Source organism: Acinetobacter sp. L-24 (assembly GCF_056857555.1).
In genome coordinates this window covers 443,943-464,622 of sequence record NZ_JBSXNI010000044.1, presented here as the reverse complement: position 1 = coordinate 464,622, position 20,680 = coordinate 443,943, and the positions used below count along the sequence as shown (strand labels likewise).

At 44.0% G+C, this 20,680-nt stretch carries 24 protein-coding genes; 7 read left to right on the top strand and 17 right to left on the bottom strand.

Annotation, left to right across the window (positions count from 1 at the left end; all coding sequences use genetic code 11):
- Nucleotides 1-5: 5 nt before the first annotated feature.
- The 3 genes from AC13CK_RS13830 to rplM all read right to left on the bottom strand — a co-directional run bounded on the left by AC13CK_RS13830 (nt 6) and on the right by rplM (nt 1,819).
- A complete protein-coding gene (locus tag AC13CK_RS13830) occupies nt 6-659 on the bottom strand; it encodes a glutathione S-transferase N-terminal domain-containing protein (RefSeq protein WP_153566430.1) in 654 nt (217 codons plus the stop codon).
- Between the two features lie 331 nt (nt 660-990).
- Complete coding sequence (rpsI, locus tag AC13CK_RS13825; RefSeq protein ID WP_004281681.1) at nt 991-1,377, bottom strand: 30S ribosomal protein S9; 387 nt, start codon at nt 1,375-1,377, stop codon at nt 991-993.
- Between the two features lie 13 nt (nt 1,378-1,390).
- Nucleotides 1,391-1,819 (bottom strand): 50S ribosomal protein L13, encoded by a 429-nt coding sequence (rplM, locus tag AC13CK_RS13820; RefSeq protein ID WP_004281682.1) that lies wholly within the window; start codon nt 1,817-1,819, stop codon nt 1,391-1,393.
- 305 nt (nt 1,820-2,124) lie between these two features.
- Between rplM and pdxA the strand changes: the two genes are divergently transcribed.
- Genes pdxA through AC13CK_RS13805 form a run of 3 tightly spaced genes read left to right on the top strand, consistent with a single transcriptional unit; the run spans nt 2,125 to nt 4,791 of the window.
- A complete protein-coding gene (pdxA, locus tag AC13CK_RS13815; protein WP_425878950.1) occupies nt 2,125-3,093 on the top strand; it encodes a 4-hydroxythreonine-4-phosphate dehydrogenase PdxA in 969 nt (322 codons plus the stop codon).
- A 33-nt stretch (nt 3,094-3,126) separates the two neighbouring features.
- Nucleotides 3,127-3,939, top strand: a complete 813-nt coding sequence (gene rsmA / locus AC13CK_RS13810; protein ID WP_004645966.1) for a 16S rRNA (adenine(1518)-N(6)/adenine(1519)-N(6))-dimethyltransferase RsmA — start codon at nt 3,127-3,129, stop codon at nt 3,937-3,939.
- A gap of 6 nt (nt 3,940-3,945) precedes the next feature.
- Nucleotides 3,946-4,791 (top strand): symmetrical bis(5'-nucleosyl)-tetraphosphatase, encoded by an 846-nt coding sequence (locus AC13CK_RS13805; protein ID WP_310078432.1) that lies wholly within the window; start codon nt 3,946-3,948, stop codon nt 4,789-4,791.
- Between the two features lie 52 nt (nt 4,792-4,843).
- Here the strand turns inward: AC13CK_RS13805 and AC13CK_RS13800 are convergent, their stop codons facing one another.
- The 8 genes from AC13CK_RS13800 to AC13CK_RS13765 all read right to left on the bottom strand — a co-directional run bounded on the left by AC13CK_RS13800 (nt 4,844) and on the right by AC13CK_RS13765 (nt 9,781).
- Complete coding sequence (locus AC13CK_RS13800; RefSeq protein WP_004281686.1) at nt 4,844-5,290, bottom strand: DUF2147 domain-containing protein; 447 nt, start codon at nt 5,288-5,290, stop codon at nt 4,844-4,846.
- Between the two features lie 149 nt (nt 5,291-5,439).
- Entirely contained in the window at nt 5,440-5,889 is a 450-nt protein-coding gene (locus AC13CK_RS13795; RefSeq protein WP_425878611.1) for a DUF2147 domain-containing protein, read from the bottom strand.
- Between the two features lie 60 nt (nt 5,890-5,949).
- On the bottom strand, nt 5,950-6,399 hold the full coding sequence (locus tag AC13CK_RS13790; RefSeq protein WP_005248004.1) for a DUF2147 domain-containing protein: 450 nt from the start codon (nt 6,397-6,399) through the stop codon (nt 5,950-5,952).
- Nucleotides 6,400-6,602: 203 nt separating this feature from the next.
- Nucleotides 6,603-7,049, bottom strand: coding sequence for a DUF2147 domain-containing protein (locus tag AC13CK_RS13785; RefSeq protein ID WP_005106118.1), 447 nt, complete (start codon nt 7,047-7,049; stop codon nt 6,603-6,605).
- A gap of 86 nt (nt 7,050-7,135) precedes the next feature.
- Entirely contained in the window at nt 7,136-7,810 is a 675-nt protein-coding gene (locus AC13CK_RS13780; RefSeq protein ID WP_004281690.1) for an LrgB family protein, read from the bottom strand.
- A 9-nt stretch (nt 7,811-7,819) separates the two neighbouring features.
- Nucleotides 7,820-8,191, bottom strand: coding sequence for a hypothetical protein (locus AC13CK_RS13775; RefSeq protein ID WP_004281691.1), 372 nt, complete (start codon nt 8,189-8,191; stop codon nt 7,820-7,822).
- A 40-nt stretch (nt 8,192-8,231) separates the two neighbouring features.
- Nucleotides 8,232-9,572, bottom strand: a complete 1,341-nt coding sequence (hflX, locus tag AC13CK_RS13770; RefSeq protein WP_114541061.1) for a ribosome rescue GTPase HflX — start codon at nt 9,570-9,572, stop codon at nt 8,232-8,234.
- Nucleotides 9,573-9,649: 77 nt separating this feature from the next.
- Nucleotides 9,650-9,781: a hypothetical protein gene (locus AC13CK_RS13765; RefSeq protein ID WP_005104169.1), complete on the bottom strand. Its 132-nt coding sequence runs from the start codon at nt 9,779-9,781 to the stop codon at nt 9,650-9,652.
- A 189-nt stretch (nt 9,782-9,970) separates the two neighbouring features.
- Here AC13CK_RS13765 and AC13CK_RS13760 point away from each other — a divergent pair, with 189 nt between their 5' ends.
- Complete coding sequence (locus AC13CK_RS13760) at nt 9,971-10,780, top strand: lysophospholipid acyltransferase family protein (protein WP_004645956.1); 810 nt, start codon at nt 9,971-9,973, stop codon at nt 10,778-10,780.
- A gap of 36 nt (nt 10,781-10,816) precedes the next feature.
- On the opposite strand, the gene AC13CK_RS13755 is transcribed toward AC13CK_RS13760, so the two are convergent.
- On the bottom strand, nt 10,817-12,451 hold the full coding sequence (locus AC13CK_RS13755; RefSeq protein WP_482831263.1) for a phospholipase D family protein: 1,635 nt from the start codon (nt 12,449-12,451) through the stop codon (nt 10,817-10,819).
- A 101-nt stretch (nt 12,452-12,552) separates the two neighbouring features.
- On the opposite strand from AC13CK_RS13755, the gene AC13CK_RS13750 reads away from it, so the two are divergent.
- Complete coding sequence (locus AC13CK_RS13750) at nt 12,553-13,563, top strand: metallophosphoesterase (RefSeq protein ID WP_425878620.1); 1,011 nt, start codon at nt 12,553-12,555, stop codon at nt 13,561-13,563.
- A gap of 24 nt (nt 13,564-13,587) precedes the next feature.
- Here the strand turns inward: AC13CK_RS13750 and AC13CK_RS13745 are convergent, their stop codons facing one another.
- The 3 genes from AC13CK_RS13745 to trhA all read right to left on the bottom strand — a co-directional run bounded on the left by AC13CK_RS13745 (nt 13,588) and on the right by trhA (nt 16,216).
- Nucleotides 13,588-13,989 carry a hypothetical protein gene (locus tag AC13CK_RS13745; protein ID WP_004281696.1) on the bottom strand — a complete coding sequence of 134 codons (402 nt, stop codon included), beginning with the start codon at nt 13,987-13,989 and terminating at the stop codon, nt 13,588-13,590.
- A 132-nt stretch (nt 13,990-14,121) separates the two neighbouring features.
- Entirely contained in the window at nt 14,122-15,429 is a 1,308-nt protein-coding gene (locus AC13CK_RS13740; protein WP_004281697.1) for an MFS transporter, read from the bottom strand.
- Between the two features lie 142 nt (nt 15,430-15,571).
- Nucleotides 15,572-16,216, bottom strand: a complete 645-nt coding sequence (gene trhA, locus AC13CK_RS13735; RefSeq protein WP_216986273.1) for a PAQR family membrane homeostasis protein TrhA — start codon at nt 16,214-16,216, stop codon at nt 15,572-15,574.
- A 102-nt stretch (nt 16,217-16,318) separates the two neighbouring features.
- Here trhA and AC13CK_RS13730 point away from each other — a divergent pair, with 102 nt between their 5' ends.
- A complete protein-coding gene (locus AC13CK_RS13730; protein WP_425878623.1) occupies nt 16,319-17,542 on the top strand; it encodes a class I SAM-dependent methyltransferase in 1,224 nt (407 codons plus the stop codon).
- Complete coding sequence (locus AC13CK_RS13725; RefSeq protein WP_004645950.1) at nt 17,536-17,967, top strand: GNAT family N-acetyltransferase; 432 nt, start codon at nt 17,536-17,538, stop codon at nt 17,965-17,967. Before AC13CK_RS13730 ends, AC13CK_RS13725 begins: the two co-directional genes overlap by 7 nt.
- A 69-nt stretch (nt 17,968-18,036) precedes the next feature.
- Here the strand turns inward: AC13CK_RS13725 and AC13CK_RS13720 are convergent, their stop codons facing one another.
- Together AC13CK_RS13720 and AC13CK_RS13715 are read right to left on the bottom strand one after the other, a co-directional pair.
- On the bottom strand, nt 18,037-18,384 hold the full coding sequence (locus AC13CK_RS13720; RefSeq protein WP_311204701.1) for a hypothetical protein: 348 nt from the start codon (nt 18,382-18,384) through the stop codon (nt 18,037-18,039).
- A 160-nt stretch (nt 18,385-18,544) separates the two neighbouring features.
- Nucleotides 18,545-20,680 (bottom strand): 3-hydroxyacyl-CoA dehydrogenase NAD-binding domain-containing protein, encoded by a 2,136-nt coding sequence (locus AC13CK_RS13715; protein WP_482831262.1) that lies wholly within the window; start codon nt 20,678-20,680, stop codon nt 18,545-18,547.

Sequence of the window (20,680 nt, the reverse complement as noted above, 5' to 3'; positions counted from 1 at the left end):
TTTCTCTATGGATGTTTGAGTTGCACTGAATAACGGTTCTTTTCCTGCAATGTCATGGATTTCACAAAGGCAGGACGACTAAAAATTCGTTGGCAATATAAATAAAACGGACGGCATTGCTGCTGTGGTAATTCTACACCCATCTGTTTCAGACGGATAAAAATTGGTGCCAGCATACAATCCAGGATACTAAATTGTTCAGACATAAAATAGGGAAAATGCTGGAAGAGTGGCATCAGTGAAATCAGGATATCCTGTAACTGCTTTTGTGCCTGAGTTCTCGCTTTCTTATCCAGCGTATCAGGATGGCGTAACATGATATCAGCCAGCTTTAACCAGTCATTTTCAAAGCGCCAGATGTATTGTCGTTGCTCTGCGCGGGGCATTGGAGCATCGGCATACAGTTTATTCTGACGATAACGATCATCTACATATTCTGAGATAATCGAAGTATTAAATAATTTAAGTTCATTTTCGATCAGCATCGGCAATTGATTATAAGGATTGAGACTGGCCAGATCCTCATCATCGGCATCCACCAAAATCAGGTTATATTTAATCTGTTTTTCGGTAAGCACATAGCGAATCCAATGGGAACGAAAGTCATCGGCATGACTATAGAGAGTGATTCCTTGAAGAGGCGCGCTTTCGACTGACATAAATCCTGATGAGCTTCTAATGAATAGACTAGGATACTAAAATTCAACCTAAAAAGCACCAAGCATCAAAGATCAATCGGCTTGAGCCGAGGTAGATTATAAGAAAAACAACTGGAGGAAAATAAGATGCTGATCAAGCTTCCTGTCATTTTGCTGTTTATCTGTATTGGGATCGCAAATTATTATTTGATGAAGTCATTCTGGTGTCACGAAGGGGTATGGGGTAAGGATGTACATGAACAATAACAAGAAAAAAGTTCTAAATGACCCACTAACCGCCATAAAAAAACCCTGGAAAATCCAGGGTTTTTTGTCCGATTCGGTAAACGAATTAACGTTTAGAGAACTGAGGACGTTTACGAGCTTTACGTAAACCAAGTTTCTTACGTTCAACTTCACGAGCATCACGAGTAACGAAACCAGCTTGACGAAGAGCAGGTTTTAAAGTTTCGTCAGAAGCGATCAATGCACGAGTAATACCGTGACGGATAGCGCCTGCTTGACCACCAATACCACCACCAGCAACAGTGATGTAAAGGTCATATTTGTCAGTAGCTTCAAGAAGCTCAAGTGGTTGGTTAACAACCATACGAGCAGTTTCACGACCGAAATACTGTTCAAGAGTACGGTTGTTAATTACGAGTTTACCAGTACCAGCTGATAGGAAAACACGTGCAGTTGCGGTCTTACGGCGACCTGTACCATAATTAGTAGCCATGTGCTGTTATCCCTTAGATGTCCAAAACTTGTGGCTGTTGAGCAGCGTGTGGATGCTCAGTACCTGCATACACTTTCATTTTCTTGATCATTGCATAACCAAGAGGACCTTTAGGTAACATACCTTTAACAGCTTTTTCTAGAACTGCTTCTGGTTTGTGAGCGATTAACTTTTCAAAGTTAGTCTCACGGATACCACCAGGGAAACCAGTGTGGCGATAGTATTTCTTATCTTGTGACTTTTTACCAGTCACAGTGATTTCTTCAGCATTGATAACAACGATGTAGTCGCCAGTGTCAACGTGAGGAGTATAAGAAGTTTTATGCTTACCGCGTAAACGACGAGCGATTTCAGTCGCAAGGCGACCTAAAGTTTTGCCAGAAGCATCAACAACGTACCAGTCGTGTTGAACTTCAGCTGGCTTAGCGCTGAGAGTTTTCATTAAACCACTACCTATTATAGTTGGTTTGGACTATGGAATCTGTCCAAACTAAAGGAGACGCGATTCTAAACGAATACGTGAAGAATCACAAATGAAAATTAAAATTTCAAGCGCTGTATTTTATCTAATCTCCCTGGTGAAAGAAAGACCTAAGCCTTTATATGCTACAAAAACTGCAACTATATTTGTAACCATAGTTTCAATGGTATCAAAATATTGATTTATAAGTACTCTTTGCAATGATTACTACAGCGTAGGCGTGATCGGGTTATAATATTTCTCAGCTTTGCCAAATTGAGAAGATGATGCTGCCTTTATATGTCACCAGTGGGGAACCTGCCGGAATTGGTCCTGATATTTGCCTGAGTCTTGCAGATCGTGTTGATGAGCGCCCAATTGTGGTATTGGCGGATATTCATATGTTCGAGCAACGTGCTCAGATACTCAAATTATCGGTTGAGCTGATTGAATATCAAGGACAGGAGTCATCTTCAGGCATCGGTCAGCTATTTGTAGAGCATGTTCCCGTGCAGCAAGACGTCGTATTGGGTGAGCTGAATCCGAACAATGCGGCTTATGTACTGGAGCAACTGCGTCGATCCGCAGACTATGCCATGTCAGGAAAAAGTGTCGGCGTCGCGACTGCGCCTGTACAAAAGTCCGTGATAAATGAAGCGGGCATTTCTTTTAGTGGTCATACCGAGTATTACCAGGAATTTGCTGGTGTTCCACGTGTAGTCATGATGCTGGCCACCAAAACTTTACGCGTGGCCTTGGCCACTACCCATCTTCCGCTTCGTGCCGTGGCAGATGCGATTACGCCTGAACGCTTGCATCAGGTGATTGATATTCTGATTCACGACCTGAAATCCAAATTCAAGATTGAACAGCCGAATATACTGGTTTGCGGTTTAAATCCGCATGCCGGGGAGGGCGGTTATTTGGGGATGGAAGAAATTGAAGTGATCAATCCGGTACTCGAAAGCTATCGTGCCCAAGGTATCAACATGAGTTTAAGCCTGCCTGCTGATACTTTATTTACTCCAGAAAACCTAAAAGATGCTGATGCTGTTCTGGCGATGTATCACGATCAGGGCTTACCTGTGTTAAAATCACAGGGCTTTGGTGAAGCCATTAATATTACCCTCGGCTTACCGTTTATTCGAACTTCTGTTGATCATGGCACAGCACTCTCCCTTGCGGGGACGGGACTTGCGAAAAGTTCCAGCCTGCACGTTGCTGTCGATTTAGCCCTCGATCTGGCGCGCCACTGATTATTGTTCATCACTCACGTTGGAAATGTTTTTATGTATCAAATTAATGCCTTAAACCCAAAAGATGAAGGGCATCAGGCTCGAAAAAGATTTGGTCAAAACTTTTTACATGACCAGCGTGTCATTGCCAAAATTGTACGCTCAGTCAATCCGCGTCCAGGTCAGAACATTCTGGAAATTGGCCCGGGTCTGGCCGCTTTGACTTCACCTTTAATTGGTGAATGTGATGCCTTAACCGTACTTGAGCTGGATCGTGATCTGGCTGCTGGCCTGCCGGGTCGTGTGCCGCATCCTGAACGTTTAACCATTATTGAAGCCGATGCATTGAGATATGATTATTCTCAATTGTTCCAGGAAGATCGTCCATTACGTGTCGTCGGTAACTTGCCCTATAATATTTCAACGCCACTATTATTCCATCTCTTGGAATTTGGTGACAAAGTGCAAGACATGCATTTCATGCTGCAAAAAGAAGTGGTGGACCGCATTACCGCATCACCCAATACCAAGGAGTATGGCCGTCTGTCGGTGATGATTCAATATTTCTGTAAACCGACTTTCTTGTTCGAAGTGCCACCTGGATCTTTTAATCCACCACCAAAAGTGACCTCAGCAGTGTTCCGTTTGGAGCCTTATAAAGTTAAACCGATTGTGGCGAAGAATGAAAAAGCGCTAGCACGTCTGGTATCGCATGTATTTACCCAGCGTCGTAAAACTCTGCGTAACAGCTTGAAGGGTATGCTGGTTGAGGAGGGTTTTGAAAAAGCGGGTGTTGACCCGATGGCGCGTCCAGAAACCCTGACCCTTGAACAGTTTGTTGCACTTTCAGATCAAATGGTGGCTTAAATTACGATGAACCGTACTGCTCGATATAATTATGTGATTGGTGATGTTCAAGGCTGTTTTGAGGCCTTGAAAGCTTTGCTTAAAGAAATCCAGTTTGATGCAGAACAAGATTTTATCTGGTTTGCTGGAGATTTGGTTGCACGTGGTGAAAACTCAATTGCAGCGTTGCGGTTTATCAAAAAGCTGGCTGAACAAGGTGCGGCTGCGACGGTCTTGGGAAATCATGATTTGACTTTGCTGGCTTATGCCCGCGGCATCAAACCGGTGAAAGAAAAAGACAATGTCCGTGATGTGATTGATGCGATCGACAGTGATGACTTGATTGACTGGCTGCGAAAACAGCCAATGTGTCTATTTCCGAATGAGCAGACCATTCTGACGCATGCTGGGATTCCGAATATCTGGAGTGCAGAAAAAACTGCGCAATTGGCCCAAGAAGTTGAAGCGATCATGGCTCATGATGACTTTGATGTGCTGGATGATTTCCTGAAAGAAATGTTCGGGAAAGAACCCGCACTTTGGTCGGATCAGCTACAAGGCCATGAACGTATTCGCTGTATCGTGAACTACCTCACCCGAATGCGTTTAACTGACGCTGAGGGACGTCTGGAATATAGTTTTAAAGATTCACTGAATGATCCAATGCCAGAAGGCTTCAGACCCTGGTTTGAGTTTGAATCACAGACAGCACAAACTCATCAGATCCTGTTTGGTCACTGGGCCGCTTTGAACGGTAAAACCATTTCGAACAAGATTCAGAATGTAGATGGCGGTTGTGTCTGGGGCAATCAACTGATGGCATTCCGCCTAGAAGATCAGCAGATGTTTGCAGTAGATAATCCGGTGATGTAAGTAAAGCTATTAAAAAAGCCACGTGATTACGTGGCTTTTTTAGTTTTAAAATTTAGTCTGCTCGAATCCAGGTCTGGTTACGGCCTAGAACTGAAACGCCAATGCTGGCACGTAAGGTTAAACGTTTACCGGTATTGTTTAAACGCATTTTTGCATCATAAATTTTACCTGCCAATGGGTCGATAATACGACCTTTGTCATAGTTCTTGGTGCCTTCAACCAGTTTTAGGCCTTTTAAAATGGTCATGCCTAAAATAGGCTGATTGGTATAAGGTGCAGGGCAGTTATTGCATTTTTCACGTGGATTATAATCTGGGCGAGGCGTGATTTTTACAATTTTGCCTGAATAGGTATTATTTGCTTCTTTGCTAATAACGATAATCGCTTTAGCCGCTCCCGTTTTATCATCAATTTGTTGCCAGGTCCCGGTAATATCGTCTGCCCAAAGATTGGTCATACATCCTGCTGTAAGCGCGGCAAGTAATATTTTTTTAAACATAGAGAGTCATTCCAAAGAATTTTTATCATCGCCCGCTCATGTTAGAAATCTTACTAAAATAGTCAACACTTATCTGAATACTATAGAGTTGATGCACTATAAAAAAAGCTGCCAAGTTGGCAGCTTTTTCGAATAATGAGAATTAGGTGTTAATCTTGGCGAATCCAGGTCTGGCTACGGCCTAAAGCGGACACACCGACATAACCACGTAAGGTTAAACGTTTGCCATTGGCATTCAGACGCACTCGAGCATCATAAATTTTACCTGCTAATGGATCAATCACTTTACCTTTCTCATAATTATTGGTGCCTTCCACATGTTTTAAGCCAGTCAATACATCCATGCCCAAGATCGGCTGGTTGGTATAAGGTGCAGGACATTTACTACAGGTTTTCTGTGGGGTATAGCCTGGACGTGGAGTTACTTTAATAATTTTTCCAGCAAAAGTCCCATTATCATTTTGACGAATTTCAATAATCGCTTTTGGTGAGCCGGTTTTATCATCAATTTGCTGCCAGATGCCAGTCAGATCCTGCGCATAAGCAGTCCCAGTCATCAGTGCAGCGATGAACATTAATCCTAATTTAGTTTGTTTCATTATATTTATTCCTTTTTTATAGATGAATAAAATATCCTCAACACAAAAGTGCTGTTTTTATTAATCCTGGCGAATCCAGGTTTGTGTGCGACCAATCGCAGATATTCCGATATATCCACGTAAAGTCAGTCGTTTCCCATTGGCAGAAATCCGCCCTTTTAAATCATAAATTTTGCCGGTGAGTGGATCGAGTACCCGGCCATGTGCATAGTTATTTTTGGTGGTGGGTTTCAGTCCTTTAATAACGTCTAATCCCAAAATCGGTTTATCGGTATAAGGTGATGGACATTTGACACATTTTTCTCGTGGTGTATAACCTGGGCGAGGTGTGACTTTAGTAATCGTTCCGGTATACGAGCCATCAGCCTGAGTTTTCATTTCAATCAATGCTTTAGGTGAACCAGTTTTATCATCAATCTGTTGCCAGAGACCAGATAACTCCTGAGCAAAAGCCATAGAGCCTGTGAATAAAGAAGCTGAAAAAACAGTTAAAATTGCGATTTTATACATGCGATATCCTTATCCTTATTTTTTTATGAACATTCACCTAATTCCATGTGGTGAACGATGATGCAAACTACGTTAATACACTTTCATAATCTATATTGCATGAAAAAAGCATATGTTTAATATTCATACAACTTAATGCATTAAAATGCAAGCTTCTATCTACTAAAGCATAACTCCATCACATTTTTTTAATTAAGCAGGAATTAATCCTGCTTAATCCAGGTTTGACTACGGCCAAGGGCTGATACCCCGATATAACCACGTAGAATAAGACGTTTCCCATTGGCACTTAATTTTGCCTTGGTGTTATAAAGATTCCCTGATAATGGATCAAGCAGCTTGCCTTGAGCAAAACTGTTATTGCCGACGTGCTTTAAGCCAGTGAGCACATCCAGGCCGAGAATAGGTTTATTGGTATAAGGTGCAGGACAGGACACACAGTTTTCTTTCGGGGTATATCCAGGACGCGGGGTGATTTTTGTGATCTTGGCAGCATAGACGCCGGAAGCCGTCTCACGAATTTCGAGGAATGCTTTAGGTGAACCAGTTTTGTCGTCAATATTTCTCCATGTCCCTGAAAGGTCAGAGGCCAAAGCCAGATGGCTGAAAGAGGCTAAAAGTAAAGTTGAAAAGAATTGAACCTTTTTCATATATCTGTTCCTAGGTGAGATTAGTGTTCTTACTCTATAGTAAGAACGATTACCCTATAAAACAAATGAATAATTTGATTCACTAGTCACATTTTTTGCAAATAAAGTATAAAAGTTGGCAACCAGATCGCGGTAAAGACCGCATTTACCGCCATGCCAAAAGCAGCATAACGACCTGCAACACTGCCGCGCTGCCAGGCCTGAGCTGTGCCGATGGCATGTGCGGCCAGTCCTAAAGCCAATCCGGAGGCACGTTCATCATTAATATGTCTCAGAATAAATGGAGAAAAAGCTGCACCAATCACGCCAGAAAGAATCACGATCAGAATGACCATGCTGATGGGTGCATCCAGCAAGGTGGCAATATTAATCGCAATTGGAGTGGTCACTGCGCGGGTAGCAAACGCCATAATATCTGCAGAGGACATATGCAGCAGATAAGCCAGTCCCATCGGCAAGGCGACAGCACTGATACTGGCAAAAACCAAAATGCCGATAATGGCTTTGAGCGGCAAGTCATCGTAGCGCATCGCGGCCAGAGGGATCGCCAGGGCGACGGTCACATAGCCGAGTAAATGGTTGAAAAGCGGATTAACTTCATCCATGTAATTTTCATAGGGAATGCCCAGCACAAATAAAATCACCAGTACAAAGAACATGCTGAACACGATGACGGGAATTTGCGGTATGAACCGGTTACAGGGTTTGGCAATCAGATAGGCGCTGAGCGTAACCGCAAAGCCATACAAAATAGATAACATGCGGAACTCCTATAACCAGCGCTTGGCCATTTTGGCGTAAATCCATAAAGGAATCAGGGTGCTGAAAAACATGATGAACAGAAAGGCCGGAATTTTCTGGCCCATATGTACCAGCATCATCAGTGCACCTGCACTGACAGGCAGGAAAGCAAAGGCACTTTCCTTCATTAATTTGTTATTGGTATCCACGAGGCGAGCGGGGAGTTTGCCAAAGTAGCGCCAGGTAAACAGCGCAATTAAAAGGCTCAATAACCCGACCAGATTGCCTAATTCAGGATGATTCAGTTGGGTCATTAACCAAACCGAAGCTTCCCGAAAGACAATAATAAGTAACAGGGTGCCGATCCATGCTGGCCAATCTATTCGTTTTATCCAGTTCATTGCTATAATCATTAATATTAATAAGTTTACTTATCAAGTTTTACTCGATCTTTGACTGGATTTCAAACGCTTCCAGTGGACGTTGAAACTGCTGCGCCTGTTTGCCCAGAATTTCATCCAAGGGTAAATGCGCCTGTTTAATCAATTGTTCCAGTTTTTGTGGCGCAATTCGAATGTGCAGATGCAGTTGGCCTTCATCATCATAATGTTCAGACTGAATCACATTCAGACCATAGAGCTGGTTACGCAGCTTGCCGTAGGCAGGTTTCAGGATTAAATCGAAGGACTGTAGTTGCCCCATCAAGGACTCATGTACCGCTTTACGCAGCAGGTCGATACCTTCGCCACTATGTGCCGAGACATAGACCCGTTCCGGTTCGCCCGGGCGTCGATAAATAATTTTGGCTTCTTCACCGCTACAGTCAATTTTATTGTAGACCTGAAGGATGGGAACATCGGCCCCAATTTCTTTCAGCACTTTGTCAACGGCTTCAATCTGTTCCAGCATCTCTGGGCTACTTGAATCAATCACATGCAGTAACAGTGTGGCTTCAACGGTTTCTTCCAGCGTTGCCTTAAAGGATTCTACCAGTGAATGGGAAAGATTACGGACAAAACCTACCGTATCGGCCAGTACCAGATTGCCGATTCCATCCCATTCCAGACGCCGTAAGGTTGGGTCCAAAGTGGCAAACAGCTGATCGGCTGCATAAACATCGCTGTTGGCGAGTAAGTTAAACAGGGTCGACTTGCCGGCATTGGTATAACCGACTAAAGATACTGTTGGAACAGCTGCTTTTTGACGGGCAACACGGCCTTGCATCCGGGTTTGGCGGACTTTATCAATACGTGCCTTGAGTTGCCCCATACGGATACGTAGCAAGCGCCGATCTGTTTCCAGCAGGGTTTCACCCGGACCACGCAAACCGATCCCGCCTTTCTGGCTATCGAGATTGCCACGACTACGAATCAAGCGCGAAGATAAATGCTGTAATTGTGCCAGTTCAACTTGCAGCTTGCCTTCGTAGGTACGTGCACGCTGGGCAAAAATATCCAGAATCAGTTCGGTACGATCTACCACGCGGCATTTGATTACCTGTTCCAGGTTCCGGGCTTGAGCAGGGGTTAAGGCATGATCAAAAATGACCAGATTGGCATCTAGTTCTTTTACACGTTCGGCAATTTCTTCTGCCTTGCCGGAGCCGATAAAAAATTTGGCATCAGGTTTAACCCGCTGAGCATGAATATGTTCCAGAATTTCGGCATCTGCAGACTGTGCCAGCAAACGAAACTCTTCAGCATCAAGGTCATCCAGCATTTGTACGCTGACACTCACCAGAATGACGCGCTCTTTCCCTCGATGTTGTTGTAAATATTCCACTCAGGCCAATCTCCACTTGAAAACTTTAGTGTAGTTGAAAAAGGGCTGAGCAGATACCGAATTAGCGCGGCTTTGGTTTAAAGTGCGCTGATAAACAGTTGTGCAAGTGTTACCAGTACCACGGCATAGATGAAGGTGCCGCCCAAAATATATTTGAGCACTTGTAAAGGCGGAGGTGTGTCGTTCGCGGGCTGGGTTTGATCTGGCATGGCTACGATCCTTTTCAATCTAATATTTCGATAGTTTTATTTTGAATGATTTTTTAATCCAATTAAAATTGAAGATATAGATGCTATTGGTCGATTTTTATTATCAATGCAAGTTGCGAATGAACAGTATAGAATGAGTTTAATTCGTGGATATTCCCTGTATCTCGCTTAGGATTTAATGACGTTTTTATGAACTCAACTGTACAAAACCAGACTCCAGATATCGAAGGCTTGGCCAAGTTTTTTCTGTATAGCCGGAAAATTACCGCCTCATTGGCCACCATCAGTGAGGGGTTCTATTTGGTTTTTCGTCATGGCTTATATAAAAATCCGAATAACCCGACTAATACTCGCTATGTGCAACATTTTTGCCGCCAGTTATGCAAAGTATTCAATATCGAAGTGCGGGTACATGGCGAGATTCCGCGTGAACCCGCCTTATGGGTCAGTAACCATGTGTCCTGGCTCGATATTGCAGTTCTGGGTTCAGGGGCACGCGTATTTTTTCTGGCGAAAGCAGAAATTGAGAACTGGCCAATTCTAGGCAAATTGGCCAAGGGTGGTGGCACCTTATTTATTAAACGTGGTTCAGGAGATTCCGTCAGGATTCGTGAACAAATTACCGGTTTCCTGAAACAGAATATTCCGGTGCTGTTCTTTCCTGAAGCGACGACTTCTGATGGGCGAGCCATCAAAAAAGTGCACGGCCGGATTTTAGGCGCCGCGATTGAAGCGCAGCGTCCTGTACAAATCTGTCTGATTTGTTATGTGAATCAGCAGGGTGAACTGGATATGGTTGCGCCGTTTGTCAATGACATCAGTTTTGCTGCCCATGTCAAAAAAGTACTGGAAATGCCGCAAGTCATTGCACATTTAGTGGCTTTACCTGCAATTGCCACGGAAGGGCATACGGTTGAAAGCCTTACCCGTGTGGTCCAGGAAAAAATGCAGACTGGCCTAGTTGAACTTCAGTCACGGGTATTAAAAAAGCCTCAATAAGAGGCTTTTTTATGGTTTTTGTTCAAAGAATCAAACTTACATAAAGCCTTCAATAGGCAGCCACGACACCAGTTTAAGTCCAGCTTTCTGATACCATTTCATTTTTGGTTCTTTGGTAAACGTTTGAACGTCACCATTGGCTTTCTTGATTTTCCAGTTAATGTTCTGATTCGCATCCAGCACCAGTTTATACGCATATTTGCTTAAATTTTTGTCCATGGTGTCGTGTACTGCACGTGCCAAAGACGGACTGTTCAGCAACACGCCAATTTCAGTATTCAAATAGGCTGAACGCGGATCAAAGTTAAAAGAACCAATAAACACCTGTTTTTGATCCAGTGCCATCAGTTTGGCATGCAGGCTGGAACGGCTCAGTCCTTTCAGGCTGACTTTAGCTTTTTTCGAAATTTCCTCAGTATTGGCATTTAGGTGATTAGCTTCTGGCGCTGCCAAGAACTCATACAGCTGCACCCCATTTTCCAATAGATCCTGACGATATTTGGCATAAAAGGCATGCACCACAGCAACGTCGTTGGCCTTAAAAGAGTTGGTCAGGACGCGAACCTTGATATTCTCATTCGCCAGTTTCTTTAAACGGTCTGCACCAATTTTTTCCGGAACAAAATAGGCAGAGACAATATCGACACTTTGTTCAGGTTTTTCCAGACGCTGTAATAACTGGAAATTGAGATGTTCTTCGGTTTTGGCTTTGGCCTTGATTTTGCTCGGTGGATCTTTGACTACTTCGGCTTCAACCCAATCCAGCTGAATGTTTTGTTCCAGCCATTGGTCAAAGGCTCTGGAACGATTAGCCAGATCCAGATAATTTTGAGTCGCTGGATCCTGACTATGGGTTTCTAGCTGTTGTTTTAAGCTTGGAAAACGTAAAGCATGATGCCGTGGATTCACAACCTCTTGCACCGGATAGGCATAATCATCATTCCAGTATTCATCGAAGGAATGAATGATTTCATCCGATGCCGCACCGACCAGCATCACATCGACATCAGAGAACTGATAGCTTTCACTGACATTATAATACTGGTTACTCATATTGCGCCCGCCAATCAAGGCAATCTGGTTATCGGCAATAAAGCTTTTATTGTGCATGCGGCGGTTAATGCGCTTTAAATCCAGCACCATGTCCATGGCGCGGTATTTACGAAAGCGATAGGGATTATACAGTTTGACATCGATATTTTGATGCTGGTTTAAGGCCAGATAAATCCCTTCCATTTTCTTGGCATTATTGTCATCCATCAGCAGGCGCACTTTTACGCCACGATCTGCTGCCTGAATAATCGCATGCAGGGCGAGGGAACCGATCCGGTCGTTATCCCAGATGTAATATTGCAGATCCAGACTACGTTCCGCTTTATTAATCAGCTGAATCCGCGCAGCCAGTGCTTCAAGCGGATCATACAGCACGCGATAACCAGTCAACCCGATGTTCTGATCACGTAAAGGTTCAACAATTTGTGCCAGGCTGGTTTGCGATGTATCCGTTTCAAATGCCATCTGGCTTGGCTGTTCGGTTTGCTTGGGTAAGGTGCTACATGCAGGCAGACCCAGTACCAGGCTACAGCTCAGTAAAATGCCGGCTTTATAGCGATGAGTGCGCATAAAACCTGAGGATTGAAGATGAACTTGATCGCGGGGAGCAGTGGCCATATAAGTCGAAGAATGAAAAATTAGAATTGAGTATAATTGCCAGCTATGAAAAGATAAATATAAAGCCAGTAATCTGCTGCTCGACTGAATAAGGCCAATTTATGTGGGATTCGAATTCCGTACTGTTTTATTTTTACTTGGGAATGGCGATTTTAGTCATCTGGGCTGTGGCTCAGGCATGGTCGAGCCAATCACGTACCGAAACCATTCATCCCTTTAAAGCTTTTGGTCATTTGCTGGCGTTTTATCTTGCCTATTTATTAATCCCTTTGGTTTTCTTCAGTATTTATGCTGGATGGACGGGGTATTATTCGCTGCATGAAGCCATTTTTGTATTTTTGCTCAGTGGGGTTTTGACTTATGCACGCTTTATCGAGCCGCATTTAATTCAAGTGAAAACGACACAATATCAGATCAATGCAGATAAACGTTTAAAGCAGCCGGTGAAAATCGCCCTGATTGCAGATTTGCATATCGGTCTGTTTTCGGGTCATGAGCGTCAGTTGCGACAAATTGTACACAAATTAAATCATATTCAACCTGATTTGGTGGTGGTTGCTGGCGACTGGACTTACGAGCCAGAAAATAAACTGGCACAGGAATTGGCAGTTTTAAAAGAGATTCACGCTCCGGTCTATTCAGTCAATGGTAACCATGACGAGCAATATCCCGGACCGCCGATTCGCGAACTGTTGCACTATGCACTGCAAGTCAATCAGGTCATGGATATCGAAGGTCAAATTGTCGAATTTGATGAATTCCGACTTTTGGGCGTGGGTGATCTCTGGGCTGGAAAAGCCGATATGCGCAGTTTGCCAGACTTGCCTCAGGACAAGCCTTGGGTCATTCTTTCGCATAACCCGGATACGGTCGATATGATTCCCAAACTGCCGACGCGCCCTCTGATGCTGTCCGGGCATACTCATGGCGGACAGGTAGAGCTGCCTTGGCTAACTAATTACGTCATGAAAAAGGTTTCAATTTTGGGACATAAAAAGGGCATGTACCGCCATGAACATGCAGATGTGTTCGTTACTGTCGGTACCGGCTTGGTCGGCGTGCCTTTCCGTTTCCGGGTGCCGCCTACCATTGATATTATTGAACTGATTTAAATTCAGTCGACGTGCTGTACCGCGTTAACTGATGATCCAGACCAGAATCAATAACACCACCGCGACGGCCGCCATCATCCAAATTTTCTTTTCGATTTTTCGGGTTGGCACATTTTCACGTAATTGCTGTGCAGTAATTTCAGCTTCTGTGGATGTGCTCAAACTAGGATGGGTGGGGATTTCCAGTGGTGGTGTCACCAGGTCGATATCAGCGGCATCATCACTAAAGCGTGGACCGGTACTTTCATGCTTCATGACCACATCATGTTCCCGCACAATTTCATCAATCACTTGCAGTGCCTGAGCTTCATCCAAGGGCGTATTCTCGGTGATATAGCGAACAGCTTCTAATTTTTTATCATCTTCCAGCAAAATAATGATATTGACCAACTGCTCCTGCGATAGGTATTCAATAAGATCCTGCATGGCCTTGCCTCATTTTTTGAATTGAGTTCATTTGATTGTTGAGCAAATTTAACGAGATAAGTAGCCGAGTTTTGTTGTGAAATCATAAAAAAAGCCAGCATCAAGTGCTGGCTTTTGAATCAATCTAAAATCTTAGATCTGATTATTTACATCATCATTCTTGGTTTCACGAATCAGCAAAAACGCGACAAGTGACAGGATAGATGCTGCGGTCAGATAATAACCGACTGCAGATAAACCATAGGCTGTTGCCAGCTTGGTTGCGATTAACGGTGCAAATGATGCGCCGAAAATGCCTGCCAAGTTAAAGGTCAATGCAGAACCCGTGTAACGTACTGAAGTCGGGAAGATTTCAGACAATACAGTACCGATTGGCCCATAAGTTAAGCCCATAATCGCCAGACCAATACACAAGAACAGGAACACCACCAAGGTGCTGCCAGATTCAAGCATATCTGCAAAGAAGATACCGAAGATCGCAGAAATGACACATACCGCAATGGAAGTAGTCTTACGGCCAAATTTCTCTGCCAATACTGCTGAAAGCGGGATGAATGCAGCAAAACACAGGGTTGCAACTAACTGCAATTGCAGGAATTCTTCACGGGAATAACCGAGTTGTTTGGTTCCCCATTGCAATGCAAATACCGTAGTAAGGTAGAACACAACAAATGTACAGATTGCAGCAATCGTACCCAGAACTAGCATACGAGAGTGCTTTTTGAACACTTGAACAAAAGGAACATTTACTTCTTTTTGTTTATCCAGCACTTTCTGGAAAGCAGGCGTTTCATGCAGTTTTAAACGGATCCATAAACCGACAATTACCAACAAGGCACTTGAGATAAACGGAATACGCCAGCCCCAAGCCATAAAGTCAGCTTCAGACATGAAAGCGCCAAGCGTCAGGAAAGAACCTGTTGCCAGAATAAAGCCGATCGGAGCACCCAGTTGCGGGAACATGCCATACCAGGCACGTTTGCCTTCCGGGGCATTTTCAGTTGCAAGAAGTACCGCACCTGACCATTCACCACCCAGACCCAAGCCCTGACCTAAACGGCACAGTGCAAGTAACAGTGGCGCAGCAATTCCGATTTGCGCATAAGTTGGCAATAGACCAATCGCAACGGTTGAAATCCCCATAGTCAGCAAAGCTGCAACCAAGGTGGCTTTTCGTCCGATCCGGTCACCTAAATGACCAAATAATGCTGCACCAATCGGACGGGCAATAAATGCAATGGCAAAAGTCGCAAGAGACTGAATGGTTGCGGTCATCGGATCTGTACTGGTAGGGAAAAACAGATACGGAAAAATAATGACAGCAGCGGTGGCATAAATATAAAAATCGAAGAATTCGATTGTAGTGCCTACCAAGCTTGCTGTTAAAACGCGAAATTTTGAATTTTGTGCTGGCTGAGCAGCAGAATTAGACGACGCCATGGAAAACCTTACACTTACTAAAAATAAAAAAACTTAGTTTTAAAAGCGTAATCTTTTTAAAAAAGGCGTAATTTTTTAAAAAAACAACTGCAATCTTCTCGCTTCAACTCGCTCAGGGTCACTGAAATGAAAAAGGAGATGATTAAATCACGTAAAGATAGATAGACAGAAAATGTGATCCTGCGCCTATCAATACAAATATGTGCCAGATAGCGTGGGTATATCTTACTCTTTTTAAAGCGTAAAACAATGCACCCACGGTATAAGCGAGTCCACCAATGATGAGAAAGGTTAAAGATTGAACACTTAAATATTGCTGCATATCATCAATCACCAGCAGCGCCAGCCAGCCCATGGCCAGATAAGCCGCTAAAGAAAGTTTCTGGAAACGATGAATGAAAACGAACTTGAAAAGTGTACCAAGAAGGGCAATCACCCACAGTGCAATCAATAAATACTGGGCTTTGGCGGTCGGAATGGCAATCGATAGGAAAGGGGTATAAGTTCCGGCGATTAAATAATAAATCGCAGTATGATCGATTTTTTTATAAAAATAACGACGGTCTGCTGCAGTGGCCATGTGGTAAAGCATGGAAGCAGAAAATAACAGAATCATGCTCAGTGCATAAACCCAAAGACCAATCCATTGTCCAGTACTCAGGTAAGACCCTTTAATAATCAAAAGAATACCGGCAATAATGGACAGCCCGGCACCTACACCATGACTAATATAGTTAATCCGTTCCTCATTTTGATCATAATCTGGAACCAGTGGAGCATTCTGCATGATTGTCATTCTTTTTCAAATATACACTTGTATAGTAATTCAATTTTGCTTTTAGGTTAAGAAGATTTAAACTTGATGCGCAATTCATTTCAGGTTTTATCTATGTCAACGTTGGCAACTCTCTCAGATCAGGAACAGCAATTCTTGGATACCTTTCAGCAAGCTGTTGAAAGGAATCAATTCGATCGCCTGATCTTAAGCCAGTATAAAGGTGAACTGCAGGATTTAGAGAAAATGACCTTGCGAGTCATTACATTAAATGAACAGCGCGTATTGAGCTGTCTATATCGTTACAAGACGCAGGATGTCACGAAAAATTATCCTTTAGATGAAGCATTATTCCAGGTTACTTCACTACTGGCGTGTTGCAAACAGGCCAATCTGATGACAGTAGATGAAGAATTACAGCTGAAAAAAAACAAGAAAAAAGCTATGTTAACGCGTAGCAAACATAAAGCCACGATGAATCAGGTGAAGCCTGCTGAACAAGGCCATGACCGGATTAAACAACGTTATGTCGATCAGGACAGCATCTTTCTCCAATATCTCGGTATTACCGATCAAAAAGCGCAAATCATTCCGAGCATGGCGCGTAAATGGAAGCAGATTAATAAGTTTGTAGAAATCTTCTCAGGTGCATTGGCACAGATTAAGCCACAGGCTGAAGGCCTGCGCGTGGTGGATTTTGGTTCGGGTAAGGGCTATCTGACTTGTGCTTTATATGACTATATACAAAAACATGGTCAAACGCCGTATGTTACCGGGGTAGAGCTTAATCCGAAAATGGTTGAATTCTGCCAGAATGTCGCGCAGCAATCTGGTTTTGATCAGCTGGACTTTTTCCAGGGGGATGTGCGTACTTATGCGCCAGAACGTCTGGATGTGATGATTGCCTTACATGCCTGTGATGTAGCAACAGATTTTGCGATTCATAGCGGGATTCGCCTGAATGCACAGATGATCATGTGTGCACCGTGTTGTCATAAGGAATTGCGTCCGCAGTTGCAGGCGCCAAAAGTCCTCAGCCCGATGTTACAGTTTGGTATTCATGCCGGACAGCAGGCAGAAATGTTGACCGATACCATTCGTGCTTTACTGCTCAAAGCTTATGGTTATGAAACCAAAGTTTTTGAATTTGTGGCGCTGGAACATACCAGTAAAAATAAAATGATTCTGGCGACAAAACGTAAAGACTATCAACAACCTGATCAGGCGGTTCTGGCACAAATTCAGGCCTTAAAAGAGATGTATGGTATCCAGAAACATTCACTGGAATTGTTGCTCAATGACCAGTGGGATCAGCAGGGAATTGGTTCTAAATGCTAAACAACCCAGAACTGAAAATAGTGTCCGGCAGCTGGAAAGCTTTGGCAGTGTATGCCAAAGCGATTCGTGAAGCCGTATTTATTCAAGAACAGCATATAGCAGCTGAAGATGAGTGGGATGCTGAGGATGTGGTTGCTGTACATTTCATTGTTTTTCAGCAGGATCAGGCGATTGCTACAGCACGCTTATTGTCAAATAACAGTATCGGTCGGGTTGCAGTCCTAGCAACAACACGCGGTTTAGGTGTTGGTCAGCGCTTGATGCAGGCCGTGATTGACTATGCGCGTGCAGAGCAGCGTGAGTTGGTCAAGCTATCTTCGCAAGTGCATGCCATTGGCTTCTATCAAGCGCTGGGATTTGAAGCTCAAGGTGAGGAATATCTGGATTGTGGTATTCCGCATATTGATATGTATTTAAAACTTTAATTTTCAGCCCTTCAAATACAAAAAAGCGAGGCATTGACCTCGCTTTTTTATGCATAGACTGAATCTGGATCAGTGGCCATGTGCTGCATTTGAGCTGTGCTCGGCATTATCCATATTGGCATGTTCTTCAGCTGACATATTGTGTTCAGCGGCTGTCGTACCTGGATGAGCAGTATTGGCAGCTTCACGTGATTCACGATCTGCTTGCGCTTTGGCAATGGCTTCTGGAGACATCGTCGGTGCATTTTTAAAAGCGTGTTGCTGGGTAGTTTGTTTATTTTGCTGGCTTGGCATGTAATCCGGTTCATTACTTATCGCGAGCCAAAAAATAAGCATGAATAATCCACCTAAAATACAGAAGATGATAAGTGCTTTCCAGCCCCAAGGAGATTTTTCAGGTGAACTGTGATCAGTCATAGGTCTTACCCACGTGGATATCAAACTTATGTAACTTTATAACATAAATTGATCAAAAAGCAGATCGAAATCTGTCATCAGATGAGTCTATCCAGTGCATTAAGCAAATCCAGAAGATAAAAAAGAGGAAACACGTTCCTCTTTTATTTAAGTGCCTAAGTTATTGAATCGGCTGGGCGTGTGCTGCGCGATCTTTGAGGAGTTGTGGGGCTTTGAAGCGTTCGCCATATTTATTTTCAAGTACTTTGGCACGGGTCACGGCTTTGGCTAAACCATACTGATTCAGGAATTGTACTGCACCGCCCGTCCAGGCGGCAAAGCCAATACCAAAAATGGAACCGACATTGGCATCAACGACAGATTCCAAAACACCTTCTTCTAGACAGCGAACCGTATCCAGTGCCTGTACAAACAGGAAGCGGTCAATCATTTCCTGTTCAGAAATATCGTTGTCTTTTTTCCAGTGGCTGAGACCAGACCAGAGCTGCTTTTTGGCATCGGCCGGATAATCATAAAAACCTGCGCCTGCGGCCTTACCTTTACGGTTAAATTCGTGAATCATGCTGTGAATCACGTCATCCGCAGGTGATTTAGTGATGGTCTGACCTTGTGCTCCTAAAGCTTTGTATCTTTCATTGGCCACATGTTCAGACAGGGTCAAGGACACTTCATCCTGAATCGCCAACGGGCCTACCGGCATACCGGCTTTGAGAGCTGCCATTTCAATTCGTGCCGGATGTACGCCTTCTGCTAGCAGACGCAAGCCTTCCTGTACAAAGGTGCCAAACACGCGGCTGGTAAAGAAGCCACGGCTGTCATTCACCACAATCGGTAATTTGCCAATCTGCTGCACGAAATCGAAAGCTTTGGCCAGCGTTTCTGCCGAGGTATTTTTACCTTTGATAATTTCGACTAGCTGCATTTTATCGACCGGACTGAAGAAATGCAGGCCGATAAAGTTCTGATCATTTTTTGAAGCCTGGGCTAATTCTGTGATCGGCAGGGTCGAGGTATTCGAAGCCATCACCCCGTTGCTGATAAGATATTGCTCTGCCTCTTGCGTGACTTGAGCCTTGAGCGCGGGATTTTCAAAGACGGCTTCAATGATCAGGTCACAACTCGCTAGATCTGCACTAGATGCGGTTGTTTGAATCAGGCTTAAAAACTGATCTCGTTTCTCGGCTGATAAACGCCCTTGAGCGACTTTTTTATCCAGCAGTTTCTGGCTATAGGCTTTGCCTTTTTCAGCCGCTTCGATTGAAATGTCTTTTAGCACCACTGGAATGCCTTTGCTGGCAGTGGCATAGGCGATCCCAGCACCCATCATGCCCGCACCTAAAATACCGACTTTAGTGGCTTTCCACCTTTCAAGACCTTGAGGGCGACTGGCACCGGATTTGATTGCATTCAGACCATGCCAGAAGGTGCCAATCATATTTTTAGAAATTTGACCGGTCGCCAGATAAGTAAAGTAACGCGATTCAATGGTCAGGGCTGTATCGACATCGACCTGTGCACCTTCTACCGCAGCCGACATGATCGCTTCAGGTGCAGGGTAGCAGCCTTTGGTTTTATCGCGTAGCATCGCCGGAGCAATTGCCAGCATCTGGGCAACTGCTGGTGTCGAAGGGCTACCACCCGGAATTTTATAGCCTTTTACATCGAATGGCTGCTGAGATTTTGGATTGGCTTTGATCCAGGCAATGGCCTTTTTCAACAGTTCATCGGTACTGTCTGCGACCTCATGAATCAGCCCTAAAGATTTAGCTTTATCGACTCCAAACTGTTTGCCTTCCATTAATAAAGGAAGGGCATTTTGCAGACCGAGCAGGCGGATGCTACGGACGATACCACCGCCACCTGGTAATAAACCCAGTGTGACTTCAGGCAGGCCAAATTTGCTTTTAGGGTCATTCAGGGCAATACGATGATGGGCACACAGGGCAATTTCCCAGCCACCGCCGAGCGCCGTACCATTCAGTGCAGCAACGACAGGAATACCGCGAGTTTCGATATAGCGCATTTGTGCTTTCATCTCTTCAATCATGTTGAAGAATTCAGTCGCATGCTCAGGCGTGGCTTGAATCAGTTCATCCAGATCGCCGCCAGCAAAGAAGGTTTTTTTCGCAGACCGGAAAATGATACCGCTAATGTTTTCATCGGCTTTAAGTTTTTCTACAGTTTCAGCCAAGGCAGCACGAAAATCTGCATTCATGGTATTGGCAGACTGGTTTGGAGAATCAAAAGTTAAAATAACAATATTGTCGGCATTTTTTTCAAACTGAATTGCGCTCAT